Annotated in this window: 22 protein-coding genes and 1 pseudogene; 10 read left to right on the top strand and 13 right to left on the bottom strand. The window is 71.7% G+C overall.

Annotated features, from left to right (window positions below; all coding sequences use genetic code 11):
- The 3 genes and pseudogenes from IF00_RS48240 to IF00_RS0132785 form a co-directional block, all read right to left on the bottom strand.
- A pseudogene (locus IF00_RS48240) lies at positions 1-84 on the bottom strand (DUF4097 family beta strand repeat-containing protein); the annotation flags it as partial.
- A 209-nt stretch (positions 85-293) separates the two neighbouring features.
- A complete protein-coding gene (locus tag IF00_RS0132790; protein WP_030324399.1) occupies positions 294-764 on the bottom strand; it encodes a nitroreductase family deazaflavin-dependent oxidoreductase in 471 nt (156 codons plus the stop codon).
- Positions 764-1,966, bottom strand: coding sequence for an acyl-CoA dehydrogenase family protein (locus IF00_RS0132785; RefSeq protein ID WP_030324398.1), 1,203 nt, complete (start codon positions 1,964-1,966; stop codon positions 764-766). Before IF00_RS0132785 ends, IF00_RS0132790 begins: the two co-directional genes overlap by 1 nt.
- Positions 1,967-2,071: 105 nt before the next feature.
- Between IF00_RS0132785 and IF00_RS0132780 the strand changes: the two genes are divergently transcribed.
- From IF00_RS0132780 to IF00_RS0132770, 3 genes are all read left to right on the top strand, one after another.
- On the top strand, positions 2,072-3,307 hold the full coding sequence (locus IF00_RS0132780; protein WP_245234697.1) for a thiolase C-terminal domain-containing protein: 1,236 nt from the start codon (positions 2,072-2,074) through the stop codon (positions 3,305-3,307).
- A gap of 109 nt (positions 3,308-3,416) precedes the next feature.
- Positions 3,417-4,709: an FAD-dependent monooxygenase gene (locus tag IF00_RS0132775; protein WP_030324394.1), complete on the top strand. Its 1,293-nt coding sequence runs from the start codon at positions 3,417-3,419 to the stop codon at positions 4,707-4,709.
- Positions 4,706-5,359: a pyridoxine/pyridoxamine 5'-phosphate oxidase gene (locus IF00_RS0132770; protein WP_030324392.1), complete on the top strand. Its 654-nt coding sequence runs from the start codon at positions 4,706-4,708 to the stop codon at positions 5,357-5,359. Before IF00_RS0132775 ends, IF00_RS0132770 begins: the two co-directional genes overlap by 4 nt.
- A 33-nt stretch (positions 5,360-5,392) precedes the next feature.
- On the opposite strand, the gene IF00_RS0132765 is transcribed toward IF00_RS0132770, so the two are convergent.
- The 4 genes from IF00_RS0132765 to IF00_RS0132750 form a co-directional block, all read right to left on the bottom strand.
- Complete coding sequence (locus IF00_RS0132765) at positions 5,393-7,276, bottom strand: AMP-dependent synthetase/ligase (protein WP_030324391.1); 1,884 nt, start codon at positions 7,274-7,276, stop codon at positions 5,393-5,395.
- Between the two features lie 144 nt (positions 7,277-7,420).
- Positions 7,421-8,077 (bottom strand): TetR/AcrR family transcriptional regulator, encoded by a 657-nt coding sequence (locus IF00_RS0132760; RefSeq protein ID WP_030324389.1) that lies wholly within the window; start codon positions 8,075-8,077, stop codon positions 7,421-7,423.
- A gap of 112 nt (positions 8,078-8,189) precedes the next feature.
- Positions 8,190-9,530: a dicarboxylate/amino acid:cation symporter gene (locus IF00_RS0132755; protein ID WP_030324387.1), complete on the bottom strand. Its 1,341-nt coding sequence runs from the start codon at positions 9,528-9,530 to the stop codon at positions 8,190-8,192.
- Between the two features lie 374 nt (positions 9,531-9,904).
- On the bottom strand, positions 9,905-10,165 hold the full coding sequence (locus IF00_RS0132750) for a DUF4229 domain-containing protein (protein ID WP_030324385.1): 261 nt from the start codon (positions 10,163-10,165) through the stop codon (positions 9,905-9,907).
- Positions 10,166-10,330: 165 nt separating this feature from the next.
- Between IF00_RS0132750 and IF00_RS0132745 the strand changes: the two genes are divergently transcribed.
- A complete protein-coding gene (locus tag IF00_RS0132745; protein WP_030324383.1) occupies positions 10,331-10,864 on the top strand; it encodes a GNAT family N-acetyltransferase in 534 nt (177 codons plus the stop codon).
- Positions 10,865-10,944: 80 nt separating this feature from the next.
- The gene (locus IF00_RS0132740) at positions 10,945-11,823 is read left to right on the top strand and encodes an AraC family transcriptional regulator (protein ID WP_030324382.1); all 879 of its coding nucleotides are present in this window, start codon (positions 10,945-10,947) and stop codon (positions 11,821-11,823) included.
- 46 nt (positions 11,824-11,869) lie between these two features.
- On the opposite strand, the gene mqnE is transcribed toward IF00_RS0132740, so the two are convergent.
- The gene (gene mqnE / locus IF00_RS0132735; protein WP_030324380.1) at positions 11,870-13,033 is read right to left on the bottom strand and encodes an aminofutalosine synthase MqnE; all 1,164 of its coding nucleotides are present in this window, start codon (positions 13,031-13,033) and stop codon (positions 11,870-11,872) included.
- Positions 13,034-13,081: 48 nt separating this feature from the next.
- Positions 13,082-13,537, bottom strand: coding sequence for an Lrp/AsnC family transcriptional regulator (locus tag IF00_RS0132730; RefSeq protein ID WP_030324379.1), 456 nt, complete (start codon positions 13,535-13,537; stop codon positions 13,082-13,084).
- 113 nt (positions 13,538-13,650) lie between these two features.
- Between IF00_RS0132730 and IF00_RS46260 the strand changes: the two genes are divergently transcribed.
- On the top strand, positions 13,651-13,788 hold the full coding sequence (locus IF00_RS46260; protein ID WP_167346897.1) for a hypothetical protein: 138 nt from the start codon (positions 13,651-13,653) through the stop codon (positions 13,786-13,788).
- Here IF00_RS46260 and IF00_RS0132720 read toward each other — a convergent pair.
- The 4 genes from IF00_RS0132720 to IF00_RS0132705 all read right to left on the bottom strand — a co-directional run bounded on the left by IF00_RS0132720 (position 13,785) and on the right by IF00_RS0132705 (position 18,062).
- Positions 13,785-14,456 carry a UbiX family flavin prenyltransferase gene (locus tag IF00_RS0132720; RefSeq protein ID WP_030324378.1) on the bottom strand — a complete coding sequence of 224 codons (672 nt, stop codon included), beginning with the start codon at positions 14,454-14,456 and terminating at the stop codon, positions 13,785-13,787. The genes IF00_RS46260 and IF00_RS0132720 overlap by 4 nt on opposite strands.
- A gap of 64 nt (positions 14,457-14,520) precedes the next feature.
- On the bottom strand, positions 14,521-15,609 hold the full coding sequence (locus IF00_RS0132715; RefSeq protein ID WP_030324377.1) for a GNAT family N-acetyltransferase: 1,089 nt from the start codon (positions 15,607-15,609) through the stop codon (positions 14,521-14,523).
- A 42-nt stretch (positions 15,610-15,651) separates the two neighbouring features.
- On the bottom strand, positions 15,652-16,740 hold the full coding sequence (locus IF00_RS0132710; protein WP_030324373.1) for a phosphotransferase: 1,089 nt from the start codon (positions 16,738-16,740) through the stop codon (positions 15,652-15,654).
- A 71-nt stretch (positions 16,741-16,811) separates the two neighbouring features.
- Positions 16,812-18,062, bottom strand: coding sequence for a carboxylate--amine ligase (locus IF00_RS0132705; protein ID WP_051820733.1), 1,251 nt, complete (start codon positions 18,060-18,062; stop codon positions 16,812-16,814).
- A gap of 142 nt (positions 18,063-18,204) precedes the next feature.
- Between IF00_RS0132705 and IF00_RS0132700 the strand changes: the two genes are divergently transcribed.
- Genes IF00_RS0132700 through IF00_RS0132685 form a run of 4 tightly spaced genes read left to right on the top strand, consistent with a single transcriptional unit; the run spans position 18,205 to position 22,617 of the window.
- Entirely contained in the window at positions 18,205-20,085 is a 1,881-nt protein-coding gene (locus IF00_RS0132700) for a glycosyltransferase (protein ID WP_209439824.1), read from the top strand.
- A gap of 10 nt (positions 20,086-20,095) precedes the next feature.
- The gene (locus IF00_RS0132695) at positions 20,096-20,476 is read left to right on the top strand and encodes a hypothetical protein (RefSeq protein WP_051820732.1); all 381 of its coding nucleotides are present in this window, start codon (positions 20,096-20,098) and stop codon (positions 20,474-20,476) included.
- A gap of 18 nt (positions 20,477-20,494) precedes the next feature.
- Entirely contained in the window at positions 20,495-21,754 is a 1,260-nt protein-coding gene (locus IF00_RS0132690) for an FAD-dependent oxidoreductase (protein ID WP_051820731.1), read from the top strand.
- Positions 21,751-22,617: a glycoside hydrolase family 16 protein gene (locus IF00_RS0132685; protein WP_051820730.1), complete on the top strand. Its 867-nt coding sequence runs from the start codon at positions 21,751-21,753 to the stop codon at positions 22,615-22,617. Before IF00_RS0132690 ends, IF00_RS0132685 begins: the two co-directional genes overlap by 4 nt.
- Positions 22,618-22,621: the final 4 nt, after the last annotated feature.

The raw sequence follows: 22,621 nt of genomic DNA, 5'->3' as shown, positions 1-22,621 counted from the left end.
CCGGTCGGCGGCGATGAGCTGGATACGGCCGGCCGGGATGTCGAGGACGGCGGCGATGGCGGAGGCGGTGGCGAACTTCTGCACGGTGCTTCTCCTTCTTGGGGGCGGACCCACTCGCGGGCCCGCCGTTTCCGATGAGGGAAAAGCTACGTTGCATTCATAGATTCGACAACACACTCATTGCGCGAAATCCCTATAACCGCAGGCTAAAGCGGGGAAATCGTTGCAGTGACACTGAAGGCTAATGCAACAACACCCCCTTTTTCGTTGCAATGAACAGAAGGTGAACGCACTCATCGCCTGCTCAGCCGGAAGAGTCTGATCTCGCGCTCGATCCGCGCCTGGTACGTGGCGTACGGCGGCCAGAACTCGAGCGCCGCCCGCCACGCCTCCGCGCGTTCCTCCCCCGCGAGCAGCCGTGCCCGTACGGGGATGTCCTCACCCTTCCAGTTCACCTCGACGTCCGGATGGGCGAGCAGGTTCGCCGTCCAGGCCGGGTGTCCGGGGCGGCCGAAGTTGGAGCCGATGAGGAGCCAGCCGCCGTCCGGCTCCGGCATGCAGGCGAGCGGGGTGACCCGGGGCAGCCCACTCCTCGCGCCCCGGGCGGTGAGCACGACCCCGGGCAGCATCTGGGCACTGAGCAGCACCTTTCCCCTGGTCAGCCGGTGCACGGCCTTGTCCATGGCGGGAACGACGTGCGGTCCGATCCGGGCGAAGGTCCTGGTCGAGGACATCTTCTGCATCAGCGTGCGTCCGACGGGCATTACGCCGCCACCTCTCCGAAGAGTCCGGTCCGTTCCGCCGCGCGGGCGCGCAGCCGCCGCACGGGGCCGAAGAGCAGTTCGTCCGAGGCGGCCCGCTTGAAGAAGAGGTGCGCCTCGTGCTCCCAGGTGAAGCCGATGCCGCCGTGGAGCTGGATGGACTCGCCCGCGGTGGCCCGGAGCGCCTCCAGGGCGTGGGCGAGGGCGAGCGGCCCGCTGTCGGGCCCGGGCCCGGGTTCCCTGGCCGCGCAGGAGGTGAGGGAGTGGGCGGCCTCGACCTGGACGTACAGGTCGGCGAGACGGTGTTTGACCGCCTGGAAGGAGCCGACGGGCCGGCCGAACTGTTCGCGCGCGCCGACGTGGGCGACGGTCCGGTCGAGGGCCTCCCGTGCCGAGCCGACGGCCTCGGCGGCCAGCATGACGGCGGCGTCGCGGCCGGTGACGGCGAGCGCGCCGAGGACGTCGGCCGGTTCCTCCCCGAGGAGTTCGGCCTCGGTGTCCCTGAACTGGACGGTGGCCTGGGTCCGGGTGGAGTCCAGGGTGGTCTGCCGGGTGCGGACCAGTCCGTCGGCCTCCGGGGCCCCTGCCCGTACGAGGAAGAGCAGGGTGCGGCTGCGGGCGAAGCCGCCGGCGTGGGCGGCGACGAGCAGCAGTCCGGCGCTGTGTCCGTCGAGGACCTGGGCGGCCTCGCCGTAGAGCCGCCAGCCACCGTCGACGGCTCGGGCCTGGACGCCGCCCGCGCGGCCGCCGCCGGACCAGCCCTCGGCGGTGTTGTCGCCGGTGAGGCCGAGGGCGAGCGCGAGCGAGCCGCCGGGGACGGCGAGGGCGCAGGTCAGGCTGCCGTCGGCGAGCCTGGGGAGGAGCGCGGCGCGCTGCTCGGGGGTGCCGAGGGCGGCGAGGAGCGGGGCGGCGAGGACGCTGGTCGCGAGGAGCGGGGAGGGGGCGAGGGCGCGGCCGGCCTCCTCGCAGGCGAGGGCGAGTTCGGCGGGGCCGCAGCCGACTCCTCCGTACTCCTCGGGGAGGGCGAGCCCGGCGACGCCGAGGGTGCCGGACATCCGGGCCCAGAGGTCGGGGTCGTACCCCTGGGGGGTGGCGGTCGCAGCGCGGTTCTCCTGCGGTCCGGCCCGTTCGGCGAGCAGGTCGCGCAGGGTGCGGCGGATCTCCTGCTGCTCCTCGGTGAGCGGGGCGGCGAGCGAAGCGTCCATGAGGCTCCCTCCGTTTCTGACGGTGCGTCATGCTAGGCCCGTGCCGGACCGGTTGCCAGAGTCGCGCCGGTTCCGTTCGCATTAATCTGATGTACCGTCAGATTCATGCCGACCACCGTGCCGACCACCGTGCCGACCGACGCGCCCGCCACCGTGCCGACCACCGCCGGCGCCACCGCACGCACCACCGTCCGCGGCCCCCGCCGGGTCGCCGTCGCCGGCGTCGCCCTCGCCGACTGCGGCCGGGTCGACGAGGCCACCCCCTACGCCCTGCACGCCCAGGCCGCCCGGCGCGCGCTGGCGGACAGCGGCCTGGACCGCTCACTGATCGACGGCCTCGCCTCGGCGGGGCTCGGCACCCTCGCCCCGGTCGAGGTCGCCGAATACCTCGGACTCCGGCCCCGCTGGGTGGACTCGACCGCCGTCGGCGGTGCCACCTGGGAGGTCATGGCCGCGCACGCCGCCGACGCGATCGCCGCCGGCCACGCGAACGCGGTCCTCCTCGTGTACGGCTCCACCGCGCGCGCCGACATCCGCGCCCGGCGGCGCACCGCGAACCTGTCGTTCGGCTCGCGCGGCCCGCTCCAGTTCGAGGTGCCGTACGGGCACACCCTGATCGCCAAGTACGCGATGGCCGCCCGTCGTCACATGCACGAGTACGGGACCACTCTGGAGCAGCTCGCCGAAGTGGCCGTCCGGGCGCGGGCGAACGCGGCGCTCAACCCCGAGGCGATGTTCCGCGACCCGATCACCGTCGACGACGTCCTGGCCGGGCCGATGATCGCGGACCCGTTCACCAAACTGCACTGCTGCCTGCGCTCCGACGGCGGCTGCGCGGTGCTGCTGGTCGCGGAGGAGTACGTCCAGGACTGCCGCAAGGCCCCGGTCTGGGTGCTCGGCACGGGCGAGCACGCCTCCCACACCACGATGTCGGAGTGGGAGGACTTCACGGTCTCCCCCGCGGCGGTCAGCGGCCGGCTCGCCTTCGAGCGCGCGGGTGTGACCCCGGCGGACGTGGACCTCGCCGAGGTCTATGACGCCTTCACCTACATGACCCTGGTGACCCTGGAGGACCTGGGCTTCTGCGCGAAGGGCGAGGGAGGGGCGTTCGTCCAGGAGAAGGACCGGCTGCCGGTGAACACGGACGGCGGCGGGCTCTCGGCCTGCCATCCGGGGATGCGGGGGCTCTTCCTGCTGGTGGAGGCGGTACGGCAGTTGCGCGGGGAGGCTCCGGGGCTCCAGGTGCGGCGGCCGGACGGAAGCCTGCCGGAGGTGGCGGTGGCGTCGGGCACGGGGGGCTGGTTCTGCTCGTCGGGGACGGTGGTCCTCGGCCGGGCGTGACCCGCACCCAAGGATCCATACAAGCGTCATAGACAAGCGTGTAGGACATCCGTATAGTCATGTCCGCGGGCAGGAGAACGGCCCGCAGCCACCGACAAGGAGTCCTCCCGTGAACAGCACCGCGCACACCGCCGCACACACCGCCGCGAAGACCGTCCTCATCTCCGGCGCCTCGGTCGCCGGCCCCGCCCTCGCCCTCTGGCTGCACCGCTACGGCTTCGCCCCCACCGTCGTCGAACGCGCCCCCGAACTCCGCACCGGCGGCTACAAGGTGGACATCCGCGGCACCGCGATCGAGATCTGCCGCCGGATGGGAATCCTCGACGAGATCCGCGCCCACTCCACGGACATGCGCGGCGGCTCCTACGTCGACGACCGCGGCCGCACCATCGGCGAACTGTCCGCCGACATCTTCGGCGGGCGCGTCGAGGAGGACGACGAGATCATGCGCGGCGAGCTGGCCCGCATCCTCCACGAGCGGACCCGCGACGACGTCGAGTACCTCTTCGACGACTCGATCGCCACCCTCGTCGAGGACGCCGACGGCGTCACCGTCACCTTCGAGAGCGGCACCGTCCGCCGCTTCGACCTGGTGGTCGGCGCCGACGGACTGCACTCCCACACGAGGCGACTGGTCTTCGGCGAGGAGAACCGCTTCAAGCGCCACCTCGGCGCGTACGTCTCCATCTTCACCGCCCCCAACCACCTGGGCCTCGACCGCTGGGAGACGTACCACGCGCTGCCCGGGAAGCTGGTCTGCGTCTACAGCTCCGCCGGCGAGACCGACGCGAAGAACCTCTTCATCTTCTCCTCGCCCGAGGAACTCCCGTACCACCACCGGGACATCACCGCCCAGCGGCACCACCTCGCCGAGACCTTCGCCGGCGACGGCTGGGAGATCCCCCGGCTCCTCGGCCACGCCGCCGACGCCGACGACCTCTACTTCGACTCCATCTCCCTCATCGAGATGGACCGCTGGTCGAAGGGCCGCGTCGTCCTCCTCGGCGACGCCGCCCACTGCTCCTCCCCCGCCTCCGGCCAGGGCACCGGACTCGCCCTCACCGGCGCGTACGTCCTGGCGGGCGAACTGGCCCGGGCCGGCGGCGACCACCGCGTCGCCTTCGAGCGCTACGAGGCGCACATGCGGCCCGGCGTGGAACGGAACCAGAGGATGGCGGAGAGCTTCGTCAAGGAGATGACTGTCGGCTCCAGGTGGAAGATCGCCCTGCGGATGTTCATGGTGCGGACCCTGCCGAGGACGCCGTGGAAGAACCTCATCGCGAAGAAGATCCGCGACGAGATCCAGGCGGCGGCGAACGCGGTCCCGCTGGTGGACTACCCGACGCCGCTCACGGGCGGCGCCCCCGTCGCCACCGCCCCGCGCTCTACCGTGGCCTCATGACCGACTTCCACCACGCCCTGCACTCCCTGAAGGTCTGGGACACCGAGCTGCCCGCCTTCGACCCGACGGGCGCCCCGCCCGAGCCGCTCCCCCTCTTCCACGACTGGTTCACCGCGGCGGTCGCCGCCGGCCAGACCGAACCCCACACCCTCTCCCTGGCCACCGTGGACGAGGACGGCAGGCCCGACGTCCGTACGGTGATGCTGCACGACGCCGACGCGCGCGGCTGGCACTTCGCCTCCCACGTCACCAGCGCCAAGGGCCGCCAGCTCGCCGCCCGCCCCGAGGCCGCACTCGGTTTCTACTGGCCGGTCCAGGGCCGCCAGGTCCGGATCCGGGGCCATGTCACCACCGGGACGCCCGAGGAGGCCTACGAGGACCTCCACGCCCGCTCCACCGGCGCCCTCGCCTCGGCCCTGGTCGGACGGCAGAGCGAGCTCCTCGACTCCCCCGAGGCCCTCGCCGAGGCGAGCGCCCGGGCCTGGCGCCGGGCACAGGCGGAACCGGACGCCCACGCACCCACCTGGACGCGCTACCTCGTCGAGCCGGCCGAGGTCGAGTTCTTCCAGGGGGACGCACAGCGCCGCCACCTCCGCCTCCGCTACCGCCGCACGGACGAGGGCTGGACCCGCGAACTCCTCTGGCCGTGAGGGGAGTCCGGCCGACAGGGCCCGCACCCGCCGCTACGCGTCCACCCCCGAGTCGTACATCTCGTCGACCTCCCGGGCGAAGTCCCGCAGCACCGCTCGTCGTTTGAGCTTGAGGGACGGGGTCAGATGGCCGGAGCTCTCCGAGAACTCGGCGTTCAGGACCCGGAAGTCACGGATCGACTCCGCCCGTGAGACAAGCCGGTTGGCATCGTCCACCGCACGCCCGAGGGCGGCGAGCAGCTCCTCGTCCCGGATCAGCTCCCACAGCGCCAGGTGGTCCTTGTGCCGCATCCGGCGCCAGTGCGTCAGGCCCTCGTGGTCGAGGGTGATCAGGGCCGTGACGTACGGCCGGTTGTCGCCGAGAACCACGCACTGGGCGACCAGCGGATGCGCGCGCAGCCAGTCCTCCAGCGGGGCCGGAGCGACGTTCTTCCCCGCCGAGGTGATGAGGATGTCCTTCTTGCGGCCGGTGATCCGCAGATAGCCGTCGGCGTCGAGGGAGCCGAGGTCCCCGGTGGGGAACCAGCCGTCGTCCGTGTACGGCACGGCCGCCCCGCGCTGGGCGTCCCAGTACCCGGCGAAGACATGGCCGCCCTTGAGCCAGACCTCGCCGTCACCGGCGATCCGGACCGACGTGCCGGGCAGCGGCCAGCCGACCGTGCCGGTACGGGGCCGCCGGGGCGGGGTGACCGTCGACGCGGCCGTGGTCTCCGTCAGGCCGTACCCCTCGAAGACCTCCACCCCCGCCCCGGCGAAGAACTCGGCCAGCCGCGCGCCGAGCGGGGAGCCGCCGGAGATCACGTACTTCACCCGGCCGCCGAGCGCGGCCCGGATGCGCCGGTAGACGAGTGGGTCGTAGAGCGCCCGCGCGGCCCGCAGCGAAAGCGAGGGAGCGGCCTCCTGGCCGTACCGCCGGGCGACCCGGGCGGCGCGGTCGAAGGAGGCGGCCTTGCCGCCGCGTTCGGCGGTGGCGCGTGCCGAGTTGAAGACCTTCTCCAGGACGTAGGGGATGGCGAGGAGGAACGTGGGACGGAACCCGGCGAGATCGTCGAGGAGCTCCTGGCCCTCCACCGAGGGGGCGTGCCCGACGCGGACCCGGGCCCGCATGCAGCCGATGGCCACCATCCGCCCGAAGACATGGGAGAGCGGCAGGAAGAGCAGGGTGGCGGCCGGGTCCTTGTGCTCGGAGACGAAGACCGGGTGGAGGAGCCGGACGGCGTTGTCGACCTCGGCGAAGAAGTTGGCGTGGGTGAGGGCGCAGCCCTTGGGACGGCCGGTGGTGCCCGAGGTGTAGATGAGGGTGGCGAGGGTCTCCGGGGTGAGCAGTCCCCGCCGGGCGGTGACGGCCTCGTCGGCGGTCCGGGCGCCCGCCGTACGGAGCTGGTCGACGGCGCCGGCGTCCAGGACCCAGAGATGGGCGAGGCCGGGCAGCTGCCGCCGCTCCGCGGAGACGAGCCGCGCCTGGGCCGGGTCCTCGACGACGCAGGCGGCGGCGCCGGAGTCCTGGAGGATCCAGCGGGTCTGGAACGCGGAGGAGGTCGGGTAGACGGGGACGGTGACGAGCCCGGCGGCCCAGGCGGCGAAGTCGAGCAGCGTCCACTCGTAGGTGGTCCGCGCCATGAGGGCGAGCCGGTCACCGGGCCGCAGGCCGTGCGCGATGAGCCCCTTGGCGACGGAGTGGACCTGGGCGGCGAAGGCGGAGGCGGTGACATCGGTCCACTCGCCGTCCGGACCCTTGCGGGAGAAGAGCACCGCCTCGGGGTCCTGACGGGCGTTGTCGTACGGCAGGTCGGCGAGCGAGCCGCGGCGGATCACGGGGACGAGCGGGGGCACGGAGACCTCGCGGACCACCCCGTCCACCAGGGTCTTGTGCGGCTCGACCGGTTCGCTCTCGGACAGTGCGGTGACGACGGACACGTGCGGCTCCTCGGTCTGCGCGATGAACTGAGGTCGTGCGTCGATGAACTGCTACCGCGCGACGGCGAACCACCGCCGTACACCGGTACGCTGCATGCCCTGCAACTGCCTTGACTAGCCGGTAACCTTACTGCGAGGTAAGCGTCAACGGGGAGACCAGCGCTCGCTTTTCATGAGGTTCCCCAGACCCGACCACGCGAAGTTCATCAGCGTCGCGGCCGCCTCCTTCGCCGTCACCCCCGGAGTCTCGTTGGCCCAGCTCGCCAGCGACTCGGCGGACCCGACGAGCGCCTGCGCGAGCGCGTCGACGTCCCGCCCGGTGATCCCGGCACCGCCCGGCGCCTCCAGCGCCGCCTCGCCGATCAGCCCCGAGACGAACGCCGTGATCTCGTCCCGCATGCGCGCCGCCTCCCCGGCGAACGGCTCCCCCTGCGTCCGCGCCTGCCGGCTCAGCACCGCCCAGGAGTCCGGGTGTTCGGCGGCGAAGGTGAAGAAGGCCATCAGGCCCGCCCACAACCGCTCGTCGGGCGGTGCGCTCCGATCGACGACCGCCTCGGCCACGCCCCCGAGCAATGCCTGTGCCTCCCGCCGGATCACCGCGGTGAAGAGCTCCTCCTTGGAGTTCAGATACAGGTAGACGAGCGGCTTCGACACCCCGGCCGACTCGGCGATCTCGTCCATGGAAGCCGCCTGGTACCCGTTCCGCGCGAAGCACCGCACGGCCGCGTCCACCATCTGCCGCTCCCGCACGGCCCGCGGCAACCGCCGCGCCTTGGGGAGCGCCCGCTCAGCACCGGCCATGGCTCCCACCCCTGCTCCCAAGATCCACTGCTCACCCCGCCGAAAGCCTACGTGCCCCCTGCCCGACGGGGGCAGGGGGCACGGAGGGTGTGCGCGGTGCGTGCGACGAGGGTCAGGCCGCGACGGCGACCTTCTCCTGGGTCTCGCGGGTCTCGACCAGGTCGTCGATCGGGGACGCCGAGGCGTTCCCGTACGCCGTGTGGTCGAGGATCTTCTCGCGGGCGGAGACGATCACCGGGACGAGCGCCTGGCCGGCGACGTTCGTGGCCGTGCGCATCATGTCCAGGATCGGGTCGATCGCCATCAGGAGGCCGACGCCCTCCAGGGGGAGGCCCAGGGTGGAGAGGGTGAGGGTCAGCATGACCGTCGCGCCCGTCAGGCCGGCGGTGGCCGCCGAGCCGATGACCGAGACGAAGGCGATCAGCAGGTAGTCGCCGATGCCGAGCTGCACGTCGAAGATCTGCGCGATGAAGATCGCGGCGAGCGCCGGGTAGATCGCGGCGCAGCCGTCCATCTTGGTCGTCGCGCCGAACGGGACGGCGAAGGAGGCGTACTCCTTCGGGACGCCGAGGCGCTCGGTGACCTTCTGGGTGACCGGCATCGTGCCGACCGAGGAGCGGGAGACGAAGGCCAGCTGGATGGCCGGCCAGGCGCCCTTGTAGAACTGGATCGGGTTGACCTTGGCGACCGTCGCGAGCAGCAGCGGGTAGACGCCGAACATGACCAGGGCGCAGCCGATGTAGACGTCGGCGGTGAAGGTCGCGTACTTGCCGATCAGGTCCCAGCCGTAGTCGGCGATGGCGAAGCCGATGAGGCCGACGGTGCCGAGCGGGGCCAGGCGGATGACCCACCACAGGGCCTTCTGGAGGAGCTCCAGGACCGACTCGGAGAGCGTGAGGATCGGCTTGGCCTTGTCGCCGAGCTTGAGGGCGGCGATGCCGGCGACGGCGGCCATGAAGACGATCTGAAGGACGTTCAGCTCGGTGAACGGCGTGATGACGTCCGTCGGGATGATGCCGGTCAGGAAGTCGATCCAGGAGCCCTCGCGCTTCGGCAGCTTGCCGTCCTGCGGGGTGAGGCCGGTGCCGGCGCCCGGGTTGGTGATCAGGCCGATGGCGAGGCCGATGGCCACCGCGATCAGCGAGGTGATCATGAACCAGAGCAGGGTGCGGGTGGCGAGCCTGGCGGCGTTGTTCACCTTCCGCAGGTTGGTGATCGAGACCAGGATCGCGAAGAAGACGAGCGGGGCGACGGCCAGCTTCAGGAGCTGGACGAAGATGTCGCCGACCTGACCGAGGGTCTCCTTCAGCCAGGAGACGTCCTGACTGCGGGCGATCCAGCCGAGCAGGGCGCCGAGGACGAGACCGGCGATGATCTGGGCCCAGAAGGGGATCTTCGGTATGCGCGAGGAAGCCGGGGACTGCTTCTCGGGTGTGGTCGCGGACGCGGACACAGACACACTCCACAGGTGCGTATCGGGAAATACGGGACGGGGGTGCGGCACACACGCGTTTTCACGCGGGCCGCTGCATGATGCCGGGTCAGACCCCGCGGCAACAGACCGCGGACATACAGCGGCACAGATCGACGTGCAGGCGCGCCACGAGCGGGGTGCTCGCGGCATGAGAGGGGCGCACAGCTGTCGTCATGTCGAACACGTTAACACTTGAACTTTGAGAACCTCAAAGCCCTTCTTTGGGGTACGCGAACCCCCCTTTCGCCTCCGAAACGCAGAACGCCCCAGGCGGGAGCCTTGGAAGCTCCTGCCCGGGGCGGATGATCTGTGAGCAAGCTTACGCAGCCTTTACGGGCCGCGTGCGGGGTCGGCTAGTCCTCCTGGGACCGGTTCGCCGCCAGACGGCCCTTCGCGCGGTCGACCTTCGCCACGACCTCGGCGCTCGCCTCGTCGCGCACCTTGCGCAGCAGGACGAAGCTGAGCGGGGCGGAGATGACGATGGCGAGGACGAGGACCCAGAGCAGATTCGAGTCGCCGAGGCCGCGCGGCAGCACCTCGAGGTAGACGAGACCCCACAGGGCGAGGAAGCATCCGGCGAAGATGCCGAGACGCATCAGCGTGTAGCGGAGCATGTCAGCCCACTCTTCCGTTCCGATGTTCCGAAAAGTTCCCAAGATCCCATACGGGACAAGAGCCCCTCCAGTGAAGCACGACCGTGAAGGCGCCCCGGGGCCGGGCCTCCCGGACGCCCGGGCGCTCCTCTTGAGCCCCTCGCAAGTAATAGCTAAGCTCGCTTCATGACCCTTACGTTCGAGGTGGATCCGGCGATCGACCCCGCCCTGCGCGACGGCGTGCTCTCCCTCTGGGCCGACGTCTCCAACGCCGACGGCGCGGTCGGCTTCGTCCCGCCCGTCACCCCCGACGACATCCGGCCCTCGCTGCTCAAGCACCTCGTCGCGATGAGCGAGGGCGGTACGCGGCTGCTCGTCGGCCGCGACGAGAACGGCGCGGTCGCCGCCACCGCGTTCTTCACCTTCAACACCCATCACCTGATGACGCACTGGGTGTGGCTCTACACGGTCATGGTCGACCCCCGGCACCAGGGCAGGGGATACGGCCGCGACCTCATGGCGGCGGTCGAGCACACCGCCCGTACCGCCGAGGGCTTCGAGCACATCGAGGCGATCCGGCTGACCTGCCGGGGCGGCACCGGCGTCGACGGCTTCTACGCCAAGTGCGGCTACAAGGAGGTCGGCCGCGTCCCCGACGCGATCCGGGTCGCTCCCGGAGACGACCGCGACGACATCATCATGCTGCTGCCGCTGACCTGACCGGATCGGGCACAGGATGTCGGGTCCGGGCTCCTGACCCCTTCCTACGGTGAGGACAAGGAAAGGGAAGGACGGACCACGTGCTGGAGCGGCTCAACCAGGCACTCGACCACATCGAGGAGCACCTCGTCACCGAGCTCCACGGCGACCTCGACCCGGCCGCGCTCGCCCGGATCGCGACGACCTCGGAGCACCACTTCCGGCGCATGTTCTCGGCGCTCGCCGGCATGCCCCTGTCCGAGTACGTACGGCGCCGGCGGCTCACCGTCGCGGGTGCCGAGGTGCTCGCCGGGGAACGGACGCTCCTGGAGATCGCGGTGCGCCACGGTTACGGCTCCGGGGAGGCCTTCGCCCGCGCGTTCCGCGCGGTGCACGGCGTCGGCCCCGGCGAGGCCCGCCGCACGGGGGCCGCGCTCAACGCCCAGCCGCGGATGTCCTTCCGGCTCGTCGTCGAAGGGAACAGCAGCATGCGATACAGGGTCGTGGAGAAGAAGGACCTCCGGGTCGTCGGGCGCAAGGCCCGCGTCCCCCTGGTCCACGAGGGGGAGAACCCGGCGATCGCCGCGCACATCCGGTCTCTCGGCCAGGAGACGATCGAGCGGCTCGGGCGGCTCTCCGACCAGGAGCCCCGGGGGGTCGTCTCGGCGGTCGTGCACCTGACCGACAGCCGGGAGGAGGGCGCCCAGCTGGACTACTGGCACGCGGTGGTGAGCGACGCCGCGGTCCCGGCGGAGTTCGAGGTGCTCGACGTGCCGGCCGGCACCTGGGCGGTCTTCGAGAACGAAGGCCCGTTGCCGGAGGCCGTGCAGTACCTGTGGCGGGACATCTTCACCCAGTGGTTCCCGTCCAACCCGTACGCGATCAGGCCGGGCCCCGAGATCATGAGCCTCCGGCCGTCGGAGGACTGGAAGACGGCACGGGCGGAGCTGTGGATCCCGGTGGAACACACGACGGGATGAGAGAAGGGCCGGTGGGAGTCCCCACCGGCCCTTCCTCCGCTCTTCCTCAGAACCGCATCGCCTGCGGCGTCTCGCGCCGCTCCGCGTCCGGGCCCGGGTACTCGCGGATGATCTCGTACCGGGTGTTCCGCTCGACCGGCCGGAAGCCGGCGTCGCGGATCAGCTCGAGCAGGTCCTCGCGACCCAGCTTGTTCGGCGTGCCGTAGTTGTCGGCGTCGTGCGTGATCTTGTACTCGACGACCGAGCCGTCCATGTCGTCGGCGCCGTGCTGGAGCGCGAGCTGCGCCGTCTGGACGCCGTGCATGACCCAGAAGACCTTGACGTGCGGCACGTTGTCGAAGAGGAGCCGGGAGACCGCGAAGGTCTTCAGGGCTTCGGCGCCGGTCGCCATGGTGGTGCGCGCCTGGAGCTTGTTGCGGACCTTGCCGTCCTGCATGTCGACGAAGTCGTGCTGGTAGCGCAGCGGGATGAAGACCTGGAAGCCGCCGGTCTCGTCCTGGAGCTCACGCAGCCGCAGCACGTGGTCCACGCGGTGACGGGGCTCCTCGATGTGCCCGTACAGCATGGTGCTGGGAGTCTTGAGCCCCTTCTCGTGCGCGAGGCGGTGGATCCGGGACCAGTCCTCCCAGTGGGTGCGGTGGTCCACGATGTGCTGGCGGACCTCCCAGTCGAAGATCTCGGCGCCGCCGCCGGTCAGGGACTCGAGACCGGCCTCGATGAGCTCGTCGAGGATGTCGGAGGCGGACATGCCCGAGATGGTCTCGAAGTGGTGGATCTCGGTGGCGGTGAACGCCTTGAGGGAGACGTTCGGCAGGGCCTTCTTGAGCTCGGAGAGGGAGCGCGGGTAGTACCGCCAGGGCAGGTTGGGGTGCAGCCCGTTGACGATGTGCAGCTCGGTGAGGTTCTCGTTCTCCATCGCCTTCGCGAGGCGCACGGCCTCCTCGATGCGCATGGTGTACGCGTCCTTCTCGCCCGGCTTGCGCTGGAACGAGCAGTAGGCGCAGGAGGCGGTGCAGACGTTGGTCATGTTCAGATGCCGGTTGACATTGAAATGCACCACGTCGCCGTTCTTGCGGGTCCGGACCTCGTGGGCCAGACCGCCGAGCCAGGCGAGGTCGTCGGACTCGTACAGGGCGATGCCGTCCTCACGGCTCAGCCGCTCACCGTCCCGGACCTTCTGCTCAAGTTCGCGCTTGAGGCCCACATCCATGTACGGCCGCCTCCCTTTTCTCCGAATTACGCCGTGCCAACCGTACTCTCAGCCCTCTTCGGGCAGTTCTCCGACCCGGTTCTCCCACTTCGTGGAGAGCACGATCGTCGTACGGGTGCGGGAGACGCCCTTGGTGCCGCTGAGGCGGCGGATCGTCTTCTCCAGGCCGTCGACGTCGCTGACGCGGACCTTGAGCATGAACGAGTCGTCGCCGGCGATGAACCAGCAGTCCTCGATCTCGGCCAGGTCCTTGAGCCGGCGGGCCACGTCCTCGTGGTCGGCCGCGTCGGAGAGGGAGATGCCGATGAGGGCGGTGACGCCGAGGCCGAGCGAGGCGGCGTCGACGGTGGCGCGGTAGCCGGTGATGACTCCGGCCGCCTCAAGTCGGTTGATGCGGTCGGTGACAGAGGGGCCGGAGAGCCCGACGAGCCGGCCGAGCTCGGCGTACGAGGCACGACCGTTCTCGCGCAGAGCCTGGATGAGCTGCCTGTCCACGGCGTCCATAGGTATGAAGCCTTCCATTGTCCAGCGATACCGCGAGTTTAGGTATAGAATCTAAGGTACACAGGGGAGACGCCCTGTGAATCTTTCAGCTGATCAAAGACGATCTTTCAGGAGTGGTGTTCACCGTGTACACGATCGAGATGGCCTACGCACGCATGCGCGAGCTGCAGGACCTGGCCAACCGCTCGCGTGCCCACCAGCCGACCGCCGCCTCGAAGCGTGCCGACAAGAAGCACGCCAAGAAGCGCTAATCCGACCGGGGGGTCGCTCCACCGAGCTCTCCCTCCCACCGGCGGTACAGCCGATGCGGCACCCCTGCCGCGTCGAGCACCCGCCCGGCGACGAAGTCCACCAGATCCTGGATGTGCGTCGCCCCCGCGTAGAACGCCGGAGAGGCGGGCAGCACCACGGCTCCCGCCTCGTCCAGCGCCACCATGTGCTTGAGCGTCTGTCCGTTCAGCGGGGTCTCCCGCACGGCGACGACCAGCGGCCGCCGCTCCTTCAGCGTCACGCTCGCGGTCCGCTGGAGCAGGTCCTTCGAAAGCCCCAGTGCCACTCCCGCCACCGCCGCGGTCGAGGCCGGCACGACCAGCATCCCCTTCGCCGGGTACGACCCCGAGGACGGACCCGCGGCCAGATCACCGGCCGCCCAGTACCGCACGTCGTCGAGGGCGTCCGACACGTCGAAGGTGTCCGGCTTCCCGTCCGCACCCCGCGCCAGCCAGGCCGCCAGGTCCTCGCGCCAGTGCGCGTCGCGGAAGGAGATGCCCGTCTCGTCGAGCAGCGTGAGCCGCGAGGCCCGCGACACGACGAGGTCGACGCTCTCCCCGGCGGCGAGGAGGCCCCGCAGCACGGCGGCGGCATACGGCGTACCCGACGCCCCGGAAACCCCCACCACCCAGGGCTGACGACTCTTCATCTCCTGCGACTCCACGACAGAGAGCCTATCCGGCCGGGAAAAGCCAGGCCTGGGCGCGGCTCACTCAGGCGTCCCGGAAGCGCAGCAGGCGTTTGGCCGTCGTCCTCATGAAGCGGTCCGCCTCCGTGAGGGGAAGGCGCTCGCGGCGGTAGCGGAGCGAGGGGAGCCCCTCGGCCCCGAACCCCTCCTTGAAAAACGCGAGCGAGGACCCCGGGCGGGAGTCGCCCATGACGTAGGCCGTTCGGCCCTCGGCACACGCGTCCTCGATCGCGAGCCGTTGGAGCAGGGAGTTCGCGTGCACAGGATGAGCCAGGTCCCGGTCCATGGCACCGCGCCAGTTCTTGGCCCGGTCCCCGAACGACACCACCACCACGCCCGCGGCCGGCTCCCCGCCGACCCGGGCGAGGTAGACGGCGCACGAGGTTCCGAACCGGTCGGCGACCGCCTCCAGGTACCGCCGCGGAAACGCCCGGGACCGGCGCATACGGGCGAGCGCCCTCGGTTCGTGCTGCTGCCGGGCCCACCGCAGCATGGACGTCTCGTACAGTCCGTAGAACTCCTCCACCAACCGGCCCTCTCGGTCGACCTCCACCTCGACCGACGACCGCTCCGCCTTGCGCGCCTCCCGCCTGGCCCGCCCGTGGAAGCGGTTGTCCCAGACGGCACCGAAGCCACCGCTCAGGTCCAGCACGTGCGTCGTCAGGGTCTCGGCGGCGAAGTCGGGCGGCGCGGCGGACGCCCACACCGGGTCGGCGTCCGGGCCGAACCGCACGCCGACCCGCAGCGCCGGGCGCCGGGCCAGGTCCTGGAAGACGACCGATGCCTCCTCCTCGCCGGGCGTGCCCGGGGATGCCAGAGGTCCTCCGATCCCCCAGCCGGACGGCAAGGACTCCTCGGTGGTCAGACGCCCCGGCAACCGGCGCCGTCGGGCCAGCGGGACGAGGAGACAGCCGCCGCCGCCGAAGGAGTACAACCGGCTGGCGTCCTCGAACGGTCCCGTCGCACAGACGGAGTCGAGCCATGACGGGGTCTGGGTCACCAGGGTGGCCCCGTCCTCCTCGGCCAGCCGCCACCAGACCTCGCGTGGCGCCGGCGACGTCACCCGCACCGGGCCCGACGCGGTGGTCTGCGCGAGTACCTCCACCGTGGTCATCGGCGTACCTCCGCCATGGTCATCGTCGTACCTCCACCGTGGTCATCGCCGCGCCACCTCGGTGAGGACCGGCACCACGTTGCCGGTCACCCAGCGCCGGCTGCGTCCGTAGCGGGCGGACTTGGCCGCGTTCCCGGCCACGTGCCACAGCCAGGTGAGCAGCGGCATCAGGGCCTCGTCGGGCTCCTGCCCCGGGGGCGGGACGTCCGCGTGGCCGAGCAGGGCGCGGTCCTCGGGCAGCAGACCGCCGCGGCGGACGGCATCGGCCACGATCTGTCCGAGCTCCCGCCGCTCGCGCTGCTGCCGCAGGGTGAGGACGAACAGGTAGGAGTCGACGGCGCACGGACCGTCGGGGAGCGAGTCCGCCCAGTCGATCACTCCCGACAGCGTTCCGCTCTCCTCGTTCACCAGGATGTTCCCGGGGTGGTAGTCGCCGTGGGTCCGGGCGGCGGTCAGGGTCCGGCCGGCCAGACCGCCGTTGAGGCGTTCCCGCAGGGCGCGCACGGCGGCCGCGCCGCGGGGCCCGCCGCACCAGGGGATCTGATCGGTCAGGACCGCGAGGCGGGTGTCCACCCAGTCGGCGGTCCTGCGCTCGGCACGCTCCGGGCGGCCGGTCGCCCGGTGCAGGGCGGCGACGGCGCCGAGTGCCGCGACGGCCAGGGGCCAGGCCCTGCCGGGTGCGCGGCGGAGCAGTGCGTCCCCCTCGACTCCCGGCAGGCAGCGTTCCGCGACGAGCAGCAGCCGGCCGTCGTACCGCAGCTCCTCGGCCGACGGCAGCAGCCGGCGCCACTCGCCGACCCGGTCGTCCTCGGCCAGTTCGCGGAGGGCCGCGCAGCCGTGGGTGAGGGATCCGGCCGCGCGGCCACTGCGCGGATGCTTGATCACGAGCGGTTCGGCGGTGTGGTCCTCCAGTCGGAAGACCAGCAGGTCGGAGACGGTCCGTTCCAGCCGGTGCAGATCACGGAAGCGGACGTGCCCGCCGCGCAGCAGGCCGGCCAGCCGTCGGGCCCGCACCAGGTCGGACGGCCTGGTCAGCAGAGGGCTCGGATCGAGGGGAAGGAGACTGCTCCATCCCGGTCGTCCGGTGCCGGGCCGCTCCCCCGGTACGGCCCGGGGGAACGCGGTGTCCACAGGTCCTCCCGGCGAACCGTCGAGCCGTCGCACCATCGAACGCGTGCGTACATTTCACCCTAACAAGGGCATTACACCCTTCGCGCGCCACCCGGTGCCCGCACGGCCCGGCCGACGCGACGGGCGACGGCGCCGAGGAACCGGACCGTCTCGGCCGCGGCCGGCAGCGGATCCTCGGCGCTGAGCCAGGCGCGCTCGGTCTCCGGTCCCGGCAGCAGGCCGGGCGGGAGGCGGCGCTCCTCGCGCAGCCACGCCATCACCGACGGCAGGTCGAGCTGTCCCGCCACGAAGACCCGCCCCTCGGCCTGCGGACCCGAGGGCACGTCACGACCTGTCAGGTCGAGGTGCATGGCCCGTACGACGTCCACACCGTCGACGTTCTCGAACAGCCGGAACTGGGCGCCGGTCCGCGGGTTGAAGTCGACCAGCTTGTAGCGCTCGTCCCGACGGTCGTAGCGCCAGTCGAGGTCCGCCGCGCCGCTGTAGCCGATCCGGCGGCACAGGTCGGCGGCCAGCTTGGCGAGGGTGGGGTTGGTCAGCGCCACGGCCCGTGTCGTCACCCCGGCGTGCGGCGGCCAGGACCGCAGCTTCAGACCGGTGAACGCGACCCGCGGCTCGCCCCCGTCCCCGCAGTACAGGTGGGTGATCCAGTCCTCCGCCCACTCCCTGGGGATGTACTCCTGCACCAGGAGCGGGGGCAGGACGCCCGGGGCGAAGCGGTCGAGAAGGCCGCGTTCGTCGCGGACGGCGGTCGTGCCGCCCACGGCCGGGTCGCGCAGCCTGGTCCACGGGTCGCGGTTCTTCAGCACGACGGGGAACCCCAGCTCCCTGCCCGCGTCCACGAGTTCGTCGCGGGTGACGGGCGCCCTGGTGCGCGGCGAGGCGACCCCCAGCTGCTCGCAGAGCGCGTGCAGGCTCGCCTTTCCGGCCAGCAGCCGCGGCAGTCCCGGGGACACCCGGGGCAGCAGGAAGCACTCGGACAGGGCCTCGGCGTGCTCGGCGAGCAGGATCGCGGCCTCGTCGTCCGTCGGGACGGGGACACAGGGCGCTCCGACGGCCCGGCCGATGCCGAGCAGGGCGGCGACGAGCACGTCCTGCCGCTCCAGACCGGTCGTCGGCCGGACGAAGGCGCGGGACAGATGGCGGGAGAGGGCGACGGGGGTGAACCGGTCCTCGACGACGGCGTGGACCGTGACGCCCGCCCTGCCGAGGCTGCGCACCACGCCGAGCCCGCCGTGGTGCTGGGGGTAGCCGCCCACCTTGGCGAGGAGGGCGGGCACCGTGGGATCGAGGAGCGGGTCGTCCGGCGCGCGCCGCCTCACGGCTCTCCCTTCGACTGCCCTCCCAGGACCCGACGTCCCATCAGGCCCCACAGCAGGGGACGTTCTAGAATCACACCATAATGTCCCTTTTGAGGCTTAACGGAAGGTGTGGTCCCGCCGAACAGGTCATGGACGTGTTCCGGTGAGCGGGCCCCATCGCCCGGCCCACACCTCGGGCGGCGCTCCGACGGGCGACACGGACACGCCGAACGGCGCGGCCCGTCCCGGTGACACCACTGGGACGCAAGCCCCCGAAACGTCCGGCACCCGCACCCGGCCCGACGCCCCGGCCCGTACCCGGTCCGACGTCGTCCGCGTCTGGGCGGCCCGCCTGGTGCTGCCCCTCTCGATCGCCCTCTGGCTGCTGTCGCTGCGCTCGGTCCCCATCGACCGGATGCGCGACCTCGGACTGCTCCAGGTCATGCCCCCGCTCTTCTGGGTGGCGACGGCCCTGCTCACACTGGGCTTCTGCCTGACCCTCAGCGACCGCCGCACCCACGGCGCCTGGCTGACCGGCTACGTCCTCGCCCTCATCGCTCTGATCCACGCCACCCCCACCCTGCTGTACCCGACCCTGCGCTACTCCTGGGCCTGGAAACACCTGGCGGTCATCGACGCGATGATCCGGCACGGCGGAGAGGTACCGAACGCGGACAAGTTCTCCGTCTACAACGACTGGCCGGGCTTCTTCCAGCTCCACGCGCTGTTCCTGCGGACCACGGGCCTGGATTCGGCCGTCGGGTACGCCTCCTGGACACCTCCGATCGCCAACGTCCTGCTGCTCGCCCCGCTGCTCCTGCTGTACCGGTCCGTGACCCGCGACCGGCGGCTCGTGTGGGGCGCGGTCTGGATCTTCTACAGCTGCTCCTGGGTGGGCCAGGACTACTTCGCGCCGCAGTCCTTCGCCTTCCTCCTCTTCATGACCGTGGTGGCCCTCCTCTTCCGGCAACTGCGGTCGTCGGCGCTCCCCCGCCCCGATCCGCGCCGGCGGGACGGCTGGCCGCCGGGGCTCCTCGTAGCGGTCGTGGTGATCGTGGCCGCGATCGTGGTCTCCCACCCGCTCACGCCGCTGATGCTGATCAGCGCCATGGCGCTGCTGTCCCTGCCCCGCCGTAGCCGGCGGCTGGCGCTGCCGGTACTGATCGCCGCGGTCGTCCTCACCGCCGCCTGGGACGCCACCGTGGCCCGGTCGTACATCTCCGTCAACATCAGCAACCTCATCGATTCCCTCACCCAGCCCGACAAGAACGTCTCCTCCGGCCTTGCCGCCCTGGGCGACGCCGCCCCGGGGCAGATCCTGCTGTCCTGGGTCGACCGTGGGCTGTCGGCCGCGGTCGCCCTCCTGGCGATCGCCGGCCTCCTGGTCCGCCGGTGGACCCGGCGCACCGGCCTGCCGCTGCTGGCCGCGGCCCCGCTGCCGCTGCTCGCCGTCAACGCCTACGGCGGCGAGATGCTCTTCCGGGCCTACCTCTTCTCGCTGCCCGCCGCCGCGTTCCTGGTGGCCGCTCTCGTGCTGCCGCCGAACCCCCGGCGCCGCGTCCCGTACACGCTCGCCGTCTACCCCCTCCTCCTCGTCATGATCGGCGCGCTCTTCTTCGGCTACTACGGCAAGGAGATCGTGAACCAGTACACGCTCAAGGAGGTCGCCGCCGCCCGCTATGTGATCGAGCACGCCCCACCGGGCTCGACGATCGTCACGCTCACGGCCGACGTGCCCGACCTCGACCTCGACTACGAGAAACACCGCAGGGTACAGCTGGCCTACCAGGACCCCGACGACCAGCGGCTGCTGGTGAGGGACCCCCTGGAGGGGGTGACCGGCTTCGTCTACGGCGCGACCACCGAGCGGCCCGCGTACGTCGTGCTCACCCGGGCCCAGGAGAAGAACCTCTACCTCACAGGAGCACTGCCGGCCGACGTCCCGGGGCGGCTGGAGTCCGCGCTTTCGGGCGCGGAGGGCTTCACGCGCGTCTACGACAACGGCGACGCGGTCGTCTACCGCTACGTGACACCGCCGCCCTGAGGAGACACCCGTGATCTTCCTACGTCTGGGACTCGCCGCCTCCGGCTGGCTCGCGCTCCTCGCCACGGCCCTGCCGGACGCCTCCCCGGTGCGGGTGGCCGCCGTCACCGTGTTCCTGCTGGTCTGCCCGGGTCTCGCGGCCCAGCTCGCGCTGCGGCCCTCCGGGCTGCTGCGACGGGCCGGGCACCCGGCCGCGGCCCTGGAGGCCGCCCTCCTCACCCTGGTGCTCGGGCTCGCCCTGACGACCCTCGTGGCCGTCGTGCTCTTTCTCGGCGGCGTCTTCACCGCCACCCGGTCCCTGCTCGTGCTCGCCACCCTGACCGCGGTCCTCGCCCTGCTGCCCCGCCGCTCCCGCGCGCGGAACCGGGGCCCCCAGGTGCACGCTGGTTGAGAGGAGAGGAGACGCGCGATGGCCCAGGGCTCACCCCCACGGCCCGGAACCACCGCTCGCCGACGACTTCCCGTCGTGGTCGTCGGAGCCGGTCCGTTCGGACTCGCCACCGCCGCCTGGCTGACCGCGACGGGCGCGTCCCCCCGGGTGTTCGGCGAACCGATGGAGACCTGGCGGACCCATATGCCCGACGGCATGTTCCTCAAGTCGGTCCCGGCCGCGTCCTCGATCTCCGCGCCCGAGGACGGGCACCGGTTCGCGGACTTCCGCGCCGCCCTCGGACGGCGGCCGGTCGGCGACACCTACCCGATCCCGGTCGACGAGTTCATCGCGTACGGCCACTGGTTCCAGGAGCGCCTGGTGCCCGACGTCGAACGCACGGCGGTACGCGACGTGCGGCGGGCCGACGGCGGGTTCGGCGTGACCCTCGACTCCGGCGAGGAGATCGAGGCGAGGGCCGTGGTGGTGGCCACCGGACTGGTGGCCTACGCCTTCCGGCCGGCCGGCCTGGCGCCGCTCGTCGCGGCCGGCCGCGCGTCCCACTCGTGCGACCACCCGGACCTGGCCGGTTTCGCCGGCCGGCGCGTCGCCGTCGTCGGCGCCGGGCAGTCCGCCCTGGAGAGCGCCGCACTGCTGCACGAGGCGGGCGCCCGGCCCGTCGTGATCGCCCGGACCGGGTCGCTGCTCTTCGGCGACCCGCCCCCGACGGACCGGCCGTCCGCCCGGCCGGGGCCGACCCGGCTGCGCAAACCCGGCTCGGCGCTGGGCCCCGGCTGGTCGCTGTTCGCGGTCAGCCGCGGCCCCGCCGCCTACCGCCATCTGCCGCTCCCGGTGCGCACGCGCCTCCTGCGTACCGTGCTCGGGCCGTCCGGCGCGTGGTGGCTGCGCGACCGGGTGAACGGACACGTGCCGGTGCTGTGCGGCCGCCGGCTCGTCGCGGCCCGGCTCCAGGACGGCGCGGACGGTGCCGTACGCCTGGAGATGGAGGACACGGCGGGGCGGAAGGACGTCCTCGACACCGACCACGTCCTCGCGGCCACCGGCTACCGGGTGGACGTCGGGAGGATCCCCGTCCTGGACCCGGCCCTGCGTACGGCGGTACGCACCTGGCCCGGCGGCCCGCCCGTGCTGTCGGCGGGTTGCGAGTCCTCGGTCCCCGGCCTGTACTTCACCGGTCTGGCCGCCGCCCCCACGTTCGGCCCCCTCCTGCGGTTCGTCCACGGCACGACGTTCGCCGCCCACCGGGTCGCGGCCTCGGTCGCGGGCGGGAACCGGTGAACGCGCGGGACACCCGCCGGTCCCTTCGGCGGGCGGCACTGGCACTGGCGTCCGCCCTGCTGATGGCGGCCACCGCCTGCCTCGGACCGGCCGACGGCCCACGGGCCGCCGAGGAGAGGCCGGCCGCCCCCATGCCGACGCCGTCCGACGCGTGGCGGCTCGTCCTGAGCGACGACTTCGACGGCACGGAGCTCGACAGCCGGACGTGGACCACCTGCTACGACTGGAACAAGGACGGCTGCACCAACAGCGGCAACGACGAACTGCAGTGGTACCTGCCGCAGCAGGTCTCGGTGGGGAACGGCGAGCTGACCCTCACCGCCGAGCGGCGCGAGACCCGCGGGAGCGACGACCGGACCTACCCGTGGACCTCCGGGATGATCTCCACCGGCCGGGACGACTGGTACGCCGAGCCCCGGCGCACGTTCACGTACGGCTACTTCGAGGCGGCGATCAGGATCCCGTCCGAGCAGGGCATGTTCCCGGCGTTCTGGATGATGCCCGACTCGCGCTACACACCGCCGGAGATCGACATCATGGAATTCCTGGACACCACCCAGGAGGTCAGCTTCTACGTGCACTGGCGCGAGCCCGACGACGACGAGGAGCGGCAGAAGGGCACGTACGGCCCGGTCGACTTCCCGGCGGAGTACCACGTGTTCGGCCTCCTGTGGGAGCCCGACAAGCTGGTCTGGTACGTGGACAACGTCGAACGCCTCCGGGTGACGGACACCGAACGGATCCCGGACGTGCCCATGGAGGTGCTGATCAACCTGGCGGTCGGGGTGCCGAAGGAGCCTCCGGACTCGGTCGATGCGGCCCGGATGCGCGTCGACTGGGTACGGGTGTGGCAGCAGCGGTGAGCGT

Source organism: Streptomyces flavochromogenes, assembly GCF_000717595.1.
Lineage (GTDB): Bacteria > Actinomycetota > Actinomycetes > Streptomycetales > Streptomycetaceae > Streptomyces > Streptomyces flavochromogenes.
Note: the sequence above shows the minus strand (reverse complement) of the source record. Positions and strands in the feature narration are given on the sequence as shown.